This window comes from Vibrio ostreicida, assembly GCF_013074385.2.
Taxonomy (GTDB): Bacteria; Pseudomonadota; Gammaproteobacteria; order Enterobacterales; family Vibrionaceae; genus Vibrio; species Vibrio ostreicida.
Map to the genome: position 1 here is coordinate 462,974 of NZ_JABEYA020000002.1, position 12,982 is coordinate 475,955.

The following is a 12,982-nucleotide window of genomic DNA, read 5'->3' on the forward strand; positions in this document are numbered from 1 at the left end:
TTTGTATCGTTAGCACCGTTAATAGGCACACTATTGTAACGCTAGAAATCGTTCGCGTTGAACCATAAATTGATCGATTCGTGCGTCATAACGCGCTTGTTTAAGGCTGCCAAGCTCTGCCAGCTGACTGGCTTGAGTGTAATATTGGATGGCCTTATCCCAATTGGCTTTCAACGCGAGAATTTCTGCTCTTGCGGCAAGATCTTCGTCGCTGTGCCCAGAATGAATGTTGGCTTCAGATAATAGGTGCCACCCAGTGACGTCGTTGGGGCTATTATGAGTGTAACGTTGTAGTACTCGAATCGCCTGTTCATTTTTGTCTTGCTTCATCAGAGCGTTGGCGTAGTTGATGGTGAGCACGGGATTATTTGGTTTATCATCGAGCGCGGCAAATAACATTTTTTCTGCGAGTGCGGGTTTATCTTTTGCTATATATAAATCAGACATGGCATCCAGATAAAAAAGGTTGTTTGGCTCCTGTTTCAGCAAAGTTTGCAAGATGGACTCGGCTTCTTGTAACTGATTATTATCTAAGTGCACCAGTGCCTTTCCATATTGAAATGATGGCTTTAAGCTCGGGGAAGCTTTTTTTTCAGAACGCTTGAACCAATCTAAAGCAGACTCTGCGCTGGTGCCCGCGTATCGAGCGACGACTCGGGCTCTGGCAAGATGATAGTTCAGCGAGGGAGCGAGCTTTTTCTTCGGGAAATTCTGAGCCCGTGCGCGACTGTCTGTGATCCGGTCTTCGGGGAGAGGGTGGGTTAAAAGCATCGGTGGTGGTTTGCTCGCATAGCGATATTCGTCTGCCAGACGGCCGAAAAAGCGTGGCATGGCATTGGCTTCAAAACCGGCTTTTGACAGTGTGTTTATACCAAATCGGTCGGCCTCTTTTTCATTGCTTCTCGTGTAGTTGATTTGTCCCTGAATATTGCCTGCTGTTGTCGCTGTTAATGCCGCGATACCGGCTTCTGGAGCGGCAATGGCTAGCAGCAATGACCCCGCAATGGCAGCCATGGTCGCGGGAGAGCGCCGAGCTTGCTCCTCCATACTCCGGGCTAAGTGACGCTGAGTGACGTGAGCAATCTCGTGTGCGATGACCGATGCCAGTTCGCTCTCACTTTGTGCATGGAGGAACAGTCCTGAGTGCAAGGCCACATAGCCGCCAAAAAAAGCGAAGGCGTTAATGTTGCGGTCACGGATCATAAAAAAGGTAAAGGGTGTTTTGACATCATTGGCATTAGCGACCAATTGGTGGCCTAAATTATCAATGTAAGCGTTTAATACTGGGTCATTAACGATCGGTTGACTGCTGCGCAGCATACGCATATAAGCATCACCATACTGACGTTCTTGATCAATAGTGAGGGTGCTACTGGCTGTTGTACCAATGTCGGGTAAATCTAGCGAATTGGCAAATGCGGGGGGCTGGGTGGCTAAAATAGAAGCAGCGCATAGGCAGGCCAGTAAGCGAGTACGTTTAAACATATTTTCGGTGATACTCCGTAATCATTGAATGCATGACTGAACTCACCTGCTCAGTATTACAGCGTTTGACACTGAATTGTTGAGATGGTTTCACGTTTATCTCACCTGAACGGTCTCGCTTGGGAGTCATGTCAGCGTTAAACTTTTCGTGCATTGACGTATTTGCGCTGACGCTTGAAAAAAAACTCTATACAATATTGCGCCTATGATAAGCATCAGGCTGAAAAATGAAACTGAATCTTTTAGATTTGCGCCAAGAGCGATGCCCAATGGCACTTTTACTTGCCAAACGTCACATTAAAGGGTTGGTTGAGGGAGAGCAAACGTCTATTTATGTTTCAGATCCCAGTTCGTTGTCTGACATTAAACGCTTCCTTTTGACGCAGCCACTTGAGTTGGTCTGTATCGCTGAGGATGATTATTGTTGTTTGCAAGTGACTAAAGGAATCTTGTCTAATGTTTGAAATGGTCAGTCGTTGGTACAAGCGACGCTTCTCTGATCCCCATGCTGCAAGCTTAGTGGCGATACTGTTGTTTGGTTTTATTACGATCTATTTTTTCGGTCATTTAATTGCGCCGCTGTTGGTGGCGATTGTGCTTGCCTATTTGCTTGAATGGCCAGTCGCTCAGCTTGCACGGCTAGGTATTCCGCGCACGGTGGCGGTGATTTTGGTAATTTCTGGTTTTACTAGCCTGATGTTGATCGCTGTATTTGGCCTTGTTCCGACTATTTGGCAACAAGTAGGAAATTTAGTGAATGATGTCCCATCAATGTATTCAGGCCTGCAGAAAGCGATCGCAGAGTTGCCACAACGCTATCCAGAACTGGCAAACTTCCAAATTGTAGAGTCTTTGGTCACTAACGCAAAAAACCAAATCATTGGGATGGGAGAAACCGTTGTTAAAGGGTCGGTCGCTTCTTTAGTTAGCCTTGCTACGCTGGCGGTGTATTTGATTTTGGTCCCTTTATTGGTTTTTTTCTTACTTAAAGACAAGAAAGAGATGATTGCGATGGCAAGTGGTGTTTTACCGCGCAATCGTAAGTTGGCCAACAAAGTTTGGCATGAAATGAATCAACAGATTTCCAATTATATTCGTGGCAAAGTGATGGAAATTCTGATCGTTGGTAGTGTGAGCTATGTGACTTTTGCCATTATAGACTTACGCTACTCGGTACTATTGGCTGTGGCTGTTGGCCTGTCTGTGCTGATTCCCTATATTGGAGCGGCCGCGGTGACTGTACCTGTTGCTATCGTCGGGTTGTTCCAGTGGGGGCTATCCCCTCAGTTTTATACGTTATTAATTGCTTACGGTATTATTCAGGCGTTAGACGGCAACGTGTTAGTCCCTGTTTTGTTTTCGGAAGCGGTTAACTTGCATCCTGTGGCGATCATTGTTGCAGTTCTGGTGTTTGGTGGCCTATGGGGATTTTGGGGTGTCTTCTTTGCTATCCCATTAGCGACATTGGTCAAAGCCGTCTGGAACGCGTTACCAAGCCATGATGAAGAGGTTTATACTCACCCAGGTTAAATGATTTTTTATAGAATAATCAATAAAAAGCCCTAAGATATGCATTTTGGGGCTTTTTATTTGTGGAGAGGGTATATACTTTTCAAAAGACTGTTTTACTTTGTACATTATTTGTTAGAGATTTATTAAGCCTGTGCTTCTTAGGGCGATATAATAAACTGATAACTATTAACGAATGTACGAACTACTCTTTGAGGGACGCTATGAGATTTAGTCAAAAGATTGTTGCTGCATCATCAGCCTTACTGTTAGTCACCGTGGTGCTACTCTCAGTACAACAATTGAGCACGGTCAAACGGGAAGTTGAAGAACTGGTTGATACCAGTCTTACAGAGATCGTGAAAGGGGTAAAAAATACGGTTACCTCTGATGTGGAGAGTAAAAAGTCGCTGGCAAGGTCAACCACGGAAATATTGGCGCTTGATCCCCAGAACAAAGCCTATGTGAAAGACGTGTTGGAATCCCCCAATCTTAAGAGCAGCTTTCTGGCGGTGGGTTATGCGTTCGAATCAGATGGCTCTGTCGTTGAAAATGATGATGGGTGGGAAGCAGCAGCTGATTATAACCCGCGGGTCAGACCATGGTATAAGGAAGCCAAAGCTCAAGGGACTCTCGTCGTGACGGCTCCTTATGTCGACGTATCGTCGAAAAAAGTCATTATCTCAATTGGTACGCCTGTTCGTGACAATGGCCAGTTTATGGCGGCGATGTTCTACGATGTGGAACTTACAGGGCTTGCAGACCTTGTCAACAGCGCCAATCTACTGGATGCCGGATACCTTTTTATTATCACAGCGGATGGCACCACCATCGCGCACCCTGAAGCGAAGAACAACGGCGAGAATTTGTCGACTTACCTTCCTGAGGTGAATATTCGGGAGGGAAATCAGCGCATAGAGAAAGATGGCATATCTTATTTAGTTCACTTCACCAAAGTGCCAAGTGAGAACTGGTACATCGGTGCCATTGTTGATGAAAGTATCGCCTTCGCTACGATTGATCATATGCGGAGTAGCTCCATGCTTTATGCATCGATCAGTGTGATCCTCAGTGTCTTAGTGCTGAGCCTCTTGATCCGGTTCCTGATGCGCCCATTAGGGACGTTAAATGATGCGATAAAAGATGTGGCCTCGGGGCAAGGTGATCTAACCAAACGTTTGGATACCAATACTGATATCGAATTTGCTCAATTGGCGCATGGCTTTAATACCTTTACGGAAACGCTACAAAAGCAAATTCAGCAATCAAAAGCGATCGGTGCGGAAATTTTGCGCGGCACTGAAATGACGGTACAAGGTTCGCATGAATCATCAGAAGCGATGCGCAGTCAGCTGCATGAGCTTGAGCAATTGGCCACGGCGATGAACGAAATGGCTGTGACGGCGACCGAAGTCGCAAACAATGCTCAAGGCGCCGCTTCCGCGGCTAAAGATGCGGATGATGCGACTCAAGACGGATCGACGGTGGTGAGTGAGACGACAACCTCGATCGATGCGTTATCTGCTCGTATTGATCAGGCCGTTGAAGAAGTTCAGGGACTGGAGTCAGCCACTTCAAATATTGAAACCATTTTAAAAGTCATCAATGATATCGCGGATCAAACCAATCTGTTGGCGTTGAATGCGGCCATTGAGGCGGCAAGGGCAGGAGAGTCAGGTCGTGGCTTTGCGGTTGTTGCCGATGAGGTAAGGACTCTGGCACAGCGGACACAAGAGTCAACCACTGAAATCCGTAACATGATTGAGCAGCTCCAATCTGGGGCGAGCTCGGTTTCAGCAGCCATGCGAGAGAGCAAAAGCACGGCCGTTGAGGCGGTGGATAAAGCTCAAGCGGCCGATGAGTCTTTACAGCGTATTCGCGAGTCGATTCAAAGAATTACGGATATGAACATGCAAATTGCTTCCGCGGCAGAAGAACAAAGTTTGGTTGCCGAGGAAATCAACAGTAATACGGTCAAAATAAAAGACTTGTCGACTCAGGTGGCTGATGCTGCTGATGAAGCCAATATGGCGATGCAGGTGCAAACCGAAAATGTCCGAGAACAAGACGCGATTTTGAATAAATTTATTGTTTAAATGGGAATAAAAAAGCCAGCACACATTGTGTGCTGGCTTTTTTTAGTCTTGCTTGAGGTAATCGAGAACCACTTCATGGTGATTCTTGGTTTTGAATTTATCAAACACGTGTTCAATAATCCCGTTCTCATCGATGAGGAAGCTAATTCGATGGAGGCCGTCGTAGACTTTACCCATAAACTTCTTTTCTCCCCAAACACCGAACTGCTCAGCGACAGCATGGTCTTCGTCAGAGAGCAGTGTGAAATTGAGGTTGTCACGTTCAATAAACTTGCCGAGACGTTTGACTGGGTCAATACTGACCCCAAGAACGACGAGGTTGTGGGCATCTAGCTCGGTTTTTGTATCTCTGAGGCCTTGGGCTTGTACCGTGCAGCCCGGAGTCATGGCTTTTGGGTAGAAGTAAAACAGGACCTTTTTACCGCTAAAGTCGCTGAGTGAGACAGCCTTACCATCTTGATCCAGTAGTGAAAAAGCAGGAGCAGGGGAGCCTGCGGTTAGCGTATTCATTGACTTTCCTTTCTATTGACTGTTATTGGTCATATTGATGTCACCCTTGACGTCAAGGCTTAAACATAATGCATTAAACTCTTGCTCAAGGTTACTCATGTCGTATTCAGCCGCACAAGTTGCTGTAATGCCAATATGGAATTGATTGGTGGTGGACAAAGCTTTTGTCTTGTCGACGACTTGAGCGCTTAATGACGACAGGCCGATATTTCTGTCGGCAAAAAATTGGGTGAACTTTTCTGTTAGTCCTACTTTATCTTCGGATTCAACGAGGACTTCTATTCGATAAGAGTTGTCGATGCAGGCATGCTCTGAGGTACGCTTGGTGATGGTAATAAGATCAAGATCTTGTCCCAGAAGAGGCAAGGTCGTTTCCACGCGAGTGACGGCGGTAGCGTTACCAGAGAGTAACATGATCAGTGTAAAGTCATTGCCAAACAGTGCAATGCGACTATCAACAATATTGCATCCAGATTGTGTAACCAAGTGCACTACTTGATTGCAGACCCCCGGGCGGTCAGTTCCTACCGCTGTAATCACCAGATGATGAGTCATAATATTACTTCGAACATTGTTAGGATTGTTAATGAGCTAGCTTAGCACAGAAATATCAGAGAAAAATCGACACCAGTGAAAAACAAAGCGCATTTTATTGGCGAGGATAGAGTCTCCCAAACCTACGTGCTTCTCACCTTGTCTTGACAACAGACCCCAGAAATGAAGTAAGTTGCCAAAGTGGTCACATCTGACAAATATTCATTCAATTAGGTGATTTAAGCAGGTTTAATCTCTTGTGTTTTTCAATCGCCTTACAGTACCATGCAAACAGTATCTAAATTAGGGAGAAAGACATGTTTTCAGGAAGTATCGTCGCGTTAATTACACCCCTCACTCGTGATGGTGAAGTAGATTACGTAAGCCTGAAAAATCTGGTGGATTTTCACGTTGAAGCAGGCACCAATGGCATTGTGGCGGTTGGCACTACCGGCGAATCTGCAACCTTGACCATAGAAGAGCATGTCAAAGTGGTGAGCAAAACCGTTGAATTTGCCAATGGTCGAATTCCTGTTATTGCAGGCACAGGAGCGAACGCTACTCATGAATCAGTGACCTTCAGTCGTTTACTGAACAATTCGGGGATAGTGGGTTGCCTGAGTGTTACGCCTTATTATAACAAACCGACTCAAGAAGGTTTGTTCCAACATTATAAAGCGATTGCGCAAGAAAGTGATGTTCCACAAATCCTTTACAATGTGCCAGGTCGCACCGCGGTAGACTTGTTGCCAGAAACGGTGGCCCGTTTGTCGGAAATAGATAATATTGTTGCGCTGAAAGATGCGACCGGTGATTTGAGCAGAATTGCAATTCATCGTGAACTTTGTGGCGAAGAATTTATCTTACTCAGTGGGGATGATTCAACGGGACTTGATTTTGTGAAGCAAGGTGGTCAGGGCGTCGTGTCTGTAACGAACAACATTGCTGCCGAAGACATGGCCCGAATGATGAACTTAGCGCTCGACGGAAAGTATGAAGAAGCAGAGATCATTAATCAGCGTCTTATGCCACTTCATAAGAATCTGTTTATTGAATCTAGCCCTATCCCAGTGAAATGGGCCGCAAAACAAATGGGTTTGATCCAGCATGGTGATTTAAGGTTACCGTTGACCGAGCTATCTGAAAATGCTCGTCAGATTGTCGCACAGGCGATGACACAAGCTCGAATAGACTAAATTAGAATGAATTGCCGGCTGTTTCATCATCGGCATTGACTTATCAGGAGTTTCAATGAAATTGTCTCATCAGCTAGTGGTTAGTTCGCTAGCTGTTCTTGTTTTAAGCGCTTGCTCTGGCAGCGCCTCTCAGCGTCGTCAGGCAAAGGACGACTTTGACTATCTCAACACCACCCCTTTGAGTGAGTGGAAAAACATTGATGGTGCTGAGCCTAGATACTATAAGAATTATCAGATCCCCCAAGGTGACTACCAAGGAGGTCTAGGTAGTGAGGTTGATATTCGACCGCCACAACAGGTGCTGGAGTTGATTCCCGGTGCGCGCGCTGAAAGTAAAAATGGCGAAGTCACTCTATGGTTGTTGCGCTCGGATGAGCTGGATAAAGTTTGGCAAACGGCGATGGTCATGCTTGACGAGCAAAAGATTTCGCTGAGAAAAAAGACCGATAATCGGGTTGAAACGGACTGGGTAACGTGGGTATCGGAAGACGAAGATGTAGAAATTGGTTCTCGATATGTGATCAGTACGGTTGAAGCTAACCATCGTTATGGATTCAACATATCTCTGATAGATTGGCGCAAAGGCGGTAAAGAAATGCCCGTTTCTATGACCAATAAGGAGAGATATAACTCGTTGATGACGAATTTGGTCACGGCTCGATACGATTTGGAGACTCGTCAAGAAGCGGCGCGTCGTGCAGAGGAATTGGTCAAACGCATCCCGATTACAATGGGGACGGATCGAGGCGGTTTACCCGTTATTATCGCTCGTGCACCCTACGATGTTTTGTGGCCACGCTTGCCTCAATTGTTACCGGAAATGGGATTCACGCTTGAAGAACGTAATCAATCTCAGGGAACGATCAAGGCAAAGTACGCGGCACCTAATGATGAGTTTTGGACGAATATAGGGGTAAAACCTATTGAGTTACCGTCAGGGACATACACGTTCTTATTTGGTGATTTAGGTAACCGAACGTCAATTAACGTGACAGATTCGTCAGGAAAACCGGTCGAGGAAGCGTTGATGAAGGATATGGTGCCCGTCTTGTCTGCGGTTGCAGATAAGTAGCTCGTTACGATAGCCGTTAATAAAAAAAAGCTGACTCAACGTCAGCTTTTTTTATGTTCAAATGGTAGCGGCAACGATCAGAGCACCATCGCGGCAATCCAGCCAAAAATAATCAAAGGAATATTATAGTGCACAAATGTCGGCACAACAGTTTCCCATATGTGTTCATGCTGCCCATCAGCGTTAAGACCGGACGTTGGACCCAAGGTTGAGTCGGATGCAGGGGAGCCTGCATCACCTAACGCCGCCGCCGTGCCAACAAGAGCTATGGTTGCCATAGGCGAAAATCCAAAAGCCGCTGCAAGAGGAACGTAGATCGTCGCAATAATAGGTATGGTTGAGAATGAGGAGCCAATACCCATGGTCACAAGCAGGCCAACCACTAGCATAAGAAGTGCGGCTAAAGGCTTGTTGTCACCAATGCTGGTTGATAGCGCATCAACTAATGACACAACCCCCCCCGTTTGTTTCATCACGGCGGCAAAGCCAGCCGCTGCGATCATGATAAAACCAATCATGGCCATCATGTGTACGCCTTTGGTAAAGACGTCATGGGTTGATTTCCAAGCGATAACACCACCGAAGGTAAAGACCATAAAGCCCGCAAGTGCACCGATGATCATTGAACCCGTCGCCAGCTGTACCGAAAGGGCGACTAAGATTCCCACGCCAGCGACGAGAATGTTTTTCTTATTGATTTCTGCTGTTGTCGTGAGTTCATCTGGTCGTTCCGCGACGTTATATTGACGTGGTTTGCGGTAACTCCATAGAATGGCAGTAAGTAGGCCGACAATCATTCCGGTGGCAGGAAGTAACATCGCTATTGGAACTTGATTGGCGACAACAGATTCGAGGCCGTTGTCATGAAGATTCTTAAGCAGAATATTATTGAGGAATATGCCACCAAAACCGACAGGAAGGACCATATACGGTGTCACCAACCCGAAAGTGAGCACGCAGGCGACCATGCGACGATCAAGCTTGAGCTTGGCAAAAACGCCCAATAGAGGCGGAATTAGAATTGGAATAAATGCGATATGCACAGGCACAATATTTTGTGAAGACATAGTCACTAGAATTAGGGCGATCAGCACGGCATATTTTAGGCCCGTTGATGCGGCGTTATTTTCTTGGCCATGAAGACGTTTAATGACGCTATTTGCCATTAAATCGGTGATCCCCGACTTCGATATTGCGACGGCAAATGTACCCAACATGGCATAACTGAGCGCGATTGTCGCACCGCCGCCTAATCCGCTTTCAAAGGATGAAACGGTGTCGATAAGAGGCATGCCAGCGACGAGCCCACCGACGATAGCGCTAAATGTCAGGGCGACCACGACATTGACGCGCATCAGTGCGAGAAGCAGCATGATACAGACTGAAATTACAACAGGATTCATAGTTTACTCGTTTGTTGTGTTTACTTGTATTTATCTATTGGTTATTAGTGTCATCATCTAATGGCCAGCCACCTAGGGCTTTCCACCTATTGACGATACCGCAGAAGAGATCGGCAGTCTTCTGAGTATCATAAAGAGCCGAATGGGCTTCTTTGTTGTCAAACTCCATCCCCGCTGTGGCACAGGCTTTTGCAAGCACAGTTTGGCCAAAAGCCAGTCCACTTAATGTTGCGGTGTCAAATGTCGCAAAGGGATGGAAAGGGACGCGTTTAAGATGACTGCGTTGGCTAGCGGCCATAACAAAGTTGTGATCAAAAGTGGCATTGTGTGCCACTATAATCGCACGGCTGCATTCTGCCGCTTTTTGTTCTTTACGCACCAGCTTATAAATTTCTTTGAGTGCCTCAGACTCACTTACCGCGCCCCGCAACGGGCTGAAAGGGTCTCGGATACCATTAAATTCAAGCGCGTCTTTTTCTAAATTCGCACCTTCGAAAGGCTCAACATTGAAGTGAATCGTTGATGCAGGATGCAGCTCACCGTGCTCATCCATTTTCAACGTGATAGCACAGATTTCTAAAAGGGCATCCGTTTGCGCATTAAAACCAGCGGTTTCCACGTCAATAACGACAGGAAAATAGCCTCTAAATCGTTTTTTTAGCGTCAATGCTTCATTTTCTACAGTCATGTTGGCCTAGTATTGTGCGATAAGGGCAGCATTATTGCAGATTCTCTTGGGAAGAAAAACCAGATTGTCGAATTAATCGCAAGGGGGAGGTATTGATAAAAATAACGGAATCCCTCCAGTTGTTGGCGAGATTATTGCATTAAAAGCTGTGTAGTATGATCAACGGCAAAAAACCGTAACCAGTAAGAGAAGCGACACGCCATGAATAAAAGGTTAGCAACAGGACTCACTTTAGCATTTTCTTCCATTGCCCCTGCATCATTTGGAATGGAAGTCCGCTATGTTGCCCAGCCACAGCAGTCACAATGGCAAATGATTGCTAATAACCCACTTGAGTGCCGCATGGTTCATCCCATTCCTAAGTACGGTGACGCGGTGTTTTCTTCTCATGCGAGTAAAAAAATCAATCTCGATTTTGAACTCAAAATGAAGCGTCCAATGGGAAAAACACGTGATGTTTCTCTGGTGTCTATGCCTCCAGTCTGGAGGCCGGGAGACAGAGCGGAGCGTATTACTAATATTCGATTTTTTCAGCAGTTTGATGGCTATGTGGGTGGCCAAACCGCATGGAGTATACTGACAGAACTTGAAAAGGGACGCTATCCAACGTTTAGTTACCAACAATGGCAAAGTCGTGATCAAAGAATCGAAGTTTCTTTGTCTTCGGTATTATTCCAACCTTCATACAGCGTATTTAGTGACTGTATCGCTAATCTTTTACCCTATAGCTTTGAGGACATTGCGTTTACTATTCTGCACTATGACCGCTCCAGTGTTGAACTTAATAAAGCGTCCCAAAAAAGGCTGGCGCAAATCGCTGATTACATTAGGCATAATCAGGATATTGATTTGGTATTGGTGTCCACCTACACCGCCAACGATGAAAGCAAAAGCGCTAGCCAGAACTTGTCTGAAAAGCGGGCGGAAGTCTTGCGTGAGTACTTTCAATCACTTGGGCTGCCAGAAGATAGAATTCAAGTGCAAGGTTTTGGTCGCCGCCGTCCCATTGCGGATAATGCCTCTCCACTAGGTAAAGATAAAAACCGCCGTGTTGTTATCTCTTTTGGTCGAACTCAGGTGTGAAAGGGTGGATCACTGCGTATTGTGTTTGTCTAATTGAGGCGAAATTGGGCAATAAGGTTGCAGTTAGATGCGGTATCGATGTCCTGAACCCATTTTGCGACCTGAGGGTTCGGATGCCTTTTCATGAATTCAATGAGTGCTTTTTTGCAACAGCCCATTGAATCTACAAATGCCCCGCACCCTTTGTTTGGACACTGTGGTACTAGAGTCAGTACTTTTTCTGAAGCCAGCTGTAAGTATTTGAGTTCATACTTAGTGTCGCCCACGCTACGCCAGAACTGTGCCATGTTATGGCATGAAATGACGGACACCATAAATCTGTCTTCGACGTCGAATTGTTCGGACTCTGCGATACTCTCACTCAAAGTGAGCGCCTGTTGGTAGTGGAGAATACTGCGCAGATGATCGTCATCAATCATGGCTTGGTCGGCCAATAGCGTATGCTTTTCCCAGTCTGTGAGCACCATTTTTCTTATCACTCTGCCATGTTATTATAACTTTAATATAAATGATAATCATTATCATGTAAAGTCTAAAGGAAAGGACAGCATAGGGCTGTCCTTCTTTTAGCCTTCTAAACCTGCAGAGGCGTTTTTATTCTGAATGAGTTCAAGTTGATAACCGTCTGGATCTCTGACGAAAGCAATATGGGTGGTGCCTCCTTTTACTGGACCGGGCTCACGTGTGATATGACCACCTGCCGCTTTGATAGCGTCGCAGGTTTGGTAGATGTTTTCGACACCAATAGCAATATGGCCGAACGCATTCCCTTGATCATATTCTTTGGTACCCCAGTTATACGTCAGTTCAATCACCGCACCTTGTGATTCGTCCCCAAACCCAAGAAAGGCGAGCGTATACTCGTATTGTTTATTCTCATTGGTACGAAGTAACTGCATGCCCATGACCTGAGTGTAAAATTTTATCGACGCATCTAAATCGCCGACACGAAGCATCGTGTGTAAAATACGTCCGTTTGACATTGTCTTGCTCTCCTAATTTTCTGGATAAACCTTTTCTTTAAATTTCTTTTATATTCACTAAAAATTCGCTCGATTTGGTGAGTGAGTGCGAGTGCACGTATATCAAAGGCTAACGCATATCTAAGTTATGATTATCCTTTACGAAAAATGCGATTTTTGTAAATACAGCGATGTAACGAGCAAAAAATTTAAAAACTTAAGCCCGTTTTTCTTTACAAAAATAGTAGCAAATTTAGAACGAGCACTCTATAAGATTTCTCCCAGAAGGCTTGGCAAGGCGATGGCCTCACTGTGTGAAACCATCACCCTACCAAAAGGGTATTTAAGGGAAATGATGGTAAAGTAAAATAATAAAGCGACTCCTGACGCTCGCACAGCTAACTACTCGCTAGGCATTTATGATTTTCCTTGACCATCGGTATC

Annotated in this window: 13 protein-coding genes; 6 read left to right on the top strand and 7 right to left on the bottom strand. The window is 45.6% G+C overall.

The genetic code is table 11. The annotated features are described in order from the left end of the window. Positions 1-30: 30 nt before the first annotated feature. On the bottom strand, positions 31-1,485 hold the full coding sequence (gene bepA / locus HLM86_RS05885; protein WP_170882397.1) for a beta-barrel assembly-enhancing protease: 1,455 nt from the start codon (positions 1,483-1,485) through the stop codon (positions 31-33). A gap of 227 nt (positions 1,486-1,712) precedes the next feature. Here bepA and HLM86_RS05890 point away from each other — a divergent pair, with 227 nt between their 5' ends. The 3 genes from HLM86_RS05890 (at position 1,713) to HLM86_RS05900 (ending at position 5,090) form a co-directional block, all read left to right on the top strand. Beyond that, complete coding sequence (locus HLM86_RS05890) at positions 1,713-1,949, top strand: sulfurtransferase TusA family protein (RefSeq protein ID WP_076587527.1); 237 nt, start codon at positions 1,713-1,715, stop codon at positions 1,947-1,949. Beyond that, positions 1,942-3,015, top strand: coding sequence for an AI-2E family transporter (locus HLM86_RS05895; protein ID WP_076587525.1), 1,074 nt, complete (start codon positions 1,942-1,944; stop codon positions 3,013-3,015). The genes HLM86_RS05890 and HLM86_RS05895 overlap by 8 nt, the downstream gene beginning before the upstream one ends. 203 nt (positions 3,016-3,218) lie before the next feature. After that, positions 3,219-5,090 (top strand): methyl-accepting chemotaxis protein, encoded by a 1,872-nt coding sequence (locus HLM86_RS05900; RefSeq protein ID WP_076587523.1) that lies wholly within the window; start codon positions 3,219-3,221, stop codon positions 5,088-5,090. A 42-nt stretch (positions 5,091-5,132) separates the two neighbouring features. Here the strand turns inward: HLM86_RS05900 and bcp are convergent, their stop codons facing one another. Beyond that, positions 5,133-5,600, bottom strand: coding sequence for a thioredoxin-dependent thiol peroxidase (gene bcp, locus HLM86_RS05905; protein WP_076587521.1), 468 nt, complete (start codon positions 5,598-5,600; stop codon positions 5,133-5,135). A 12-nt stretch (positions 5,601-5,612) separates the two neighbouring features. Next, a complete protein-coding gene (locus HLM86_RS05910; RefSeq protein ID WP_076587519.1) occupies positions 5,613-6,155 on the bottom strand; it encodes a glycine cleavage system transcriptional repressor in 543 nt (180 codons plus the stop codon). A gap of 296 nt (positions 6,156-6,451) precedes the next feature. Between HLM86_RS05910 and dapA the strand changes: the two genes are divergently transcribed. Next, complete coding sequence (gene dapA, locus HLM86_RS05915; RefSeq protein WP_076587517.1) at positions 6,452-7,330, top strand: 4-hydroxy-tetrahydrodipicolinate synthase; 879 nt, start codon at positions 6,452-6,454, stop codon at positions 7,328-7,330. 55 nt (positions 7,331-7,385) lie between these two features. Continuing rightward, entirely contained in the window at positions 7,386-8,402 is a 1,017-nt protein-coding gene (gene bamC, locus HLM86_RS05920) for an outer membrane protein assembly factor BamC (RefSeq protein WP_076587514.1), read from the top strand. A gap of 77 nt (positions 8,403-8,479) precedes the next feature. Here bamC and HLM86_RS05925 read toward each other — a convergent pair whose 3' ends face one another. Next, the gene (locus HLM86_RS05925; RefSeq protein ID WP_170882398.1) at positions 8,480-9,805 is read right to left on the bottom strand and encodes a Na+/H+ antiporter family protein; all 1,326 of its coding nucleotides are present in this window, start codon (positions 9,803-9,805) and stop codon (positions 8,480-8,482) included. A gap of 34 nt (positions 9,806-9,839) precedes the next feature. After that, positions 9,840-10,493: a ribonuclease T gene (gene rnt, locus HLM86_RS05930; protein ID WP_076587511.1), complete on the bottom strand. Its 654-nt coding sequence runs from the start codon at positions 10,491-10,493 to the stop codon at positions 9,840-9,842. A gap of 201 nt (positions 10,494-10,694) precedes the next feature. Between rnt and motY the strand changes: the two genes are divergently transcribed. Continuing rightward, positions 10,695-11,576: a flagellar protein MotY gene (gene motY / locus HLM86_RS05935; protein WP_076587509.1), complete on the top strand. Its 882-nt coding sequence runs from the start codon at positions 10,695-10,697 to the stop codon at positions 11,574-11,576. Positions 11,577-11,605: 29 nt separating this feature from the next. Here motY and HLM86_RS05940 read toward each other — a convergent pair whose 3' ends face one another. Then, positions 11,606-12,043 carry a DUF2753 domain-containing protein gene (locus HLM86_RS05940; RefSeq protein WP_076587507.1) on the bottom strand — a complete coding sequence of 146 codons (438 nt, stop codon included), beginning with the start codon at positions 12,041-12,043 and terminating at the stop codon, positions 11,606-11,608. Positions 12,044-12,142: 99 nt separating this feature from the next. After that, positions 12,143-12,559, bottom strand: a complete 417-nt coding sequence (gene gloA / locus HLM86_RS05945) for a lactoylglutathione lyase (protein WP_076587505.1) — start codon at positions 12,557-12,559, stop codon at positions 12,143-12,145. Positions 12,560-12,982: the final 423 nt, after the last annotated feature.

Coding starts and splice junctions, on each gene's coding strand:
- motY (WP_076587509.1), top strand. CDS start 10,695: ATGAATAAAAGGTTAGCAACAGGACTCACTTTAGCATTTTCTTCCATT.
- HLM86_RS05925 (WP_170882398.1), bottom strand. CDS start 9,805: ATGAATCCTGTTGTAATTTCAGTCTGTATCATGCTGCTTCTCGCACTG.
- gloA (WP_076587505.1), bottom strand. CDS start 12,559: ATGTCAAACGGACGTATTTTACACACGATGCTTCGTGTCGGCGATTTA.
- rnt (WP_076587511.1), bottom strand. CDS start 10,493: ATGACTGTAGAAAATGAAGCATTGACGCTAAAAAAACGATTTAGAGGC.
- bcp (WP_076587521.1), bottom strand. CDS start 5,600: ATGAATACGCTAACCGCAGGCTCCCCTGCTCCTGCTTTTTCACTACTG.
- HLM86_RS05890 (WP_076587527.1), top strand. CDS start 1,713: ATGAAACTGAATCTTTTAGATTTGCGCCAAGAGCGATGCCCAATGGCA.
- HLM86_RS05940 (WP_076587507.1), bottom strand. CDS start 12,043: ATGGTGCTCACAGACTGGGAAAAGCATACGCTATTGGCCGACCAAGCC.
- HLM86_RS05910 (WP_076587519.1), bottom strand. CDS start 6,155: ATGACTCATCATCTGGTGATTACAGCGGTAGGAACTGACCGCCCGGGG.
- HLM86_RS05895 (WP_076587525.1), top strand. CDS start 1,942: ATGTTTGAAATGGTCAGTCGTTGGTACAAGCGACGCTTCTCTGATCCC.
- HLM86_RS05900 (WP_076587523.1), top strand. CDS start 3,219: ATGAGATTTAGTCAAAAGATTGTTGCTGCATCATCAGCCTTACTGTTA.
- bamC (WP_076587514.1), top strand. CDS start 7,386: ATGAAATTGTCTCATCAGCTAGTGGTTAGTTCGCTAGCTGTTCTTGTT.
- dapA (WP_076587517.1), top strand. CDS start 6,452: ATGTTTTCAGGAAGTATCGTCGCGTTAATTACACCCCTCACTCGTGAT.
- bepA (WP_170882397.1), bottom strand. CDS start 1,485: ATGTTTAAACGTACTCGCTTACTGGCCTGCCTATGCGCTGCTTCTATT.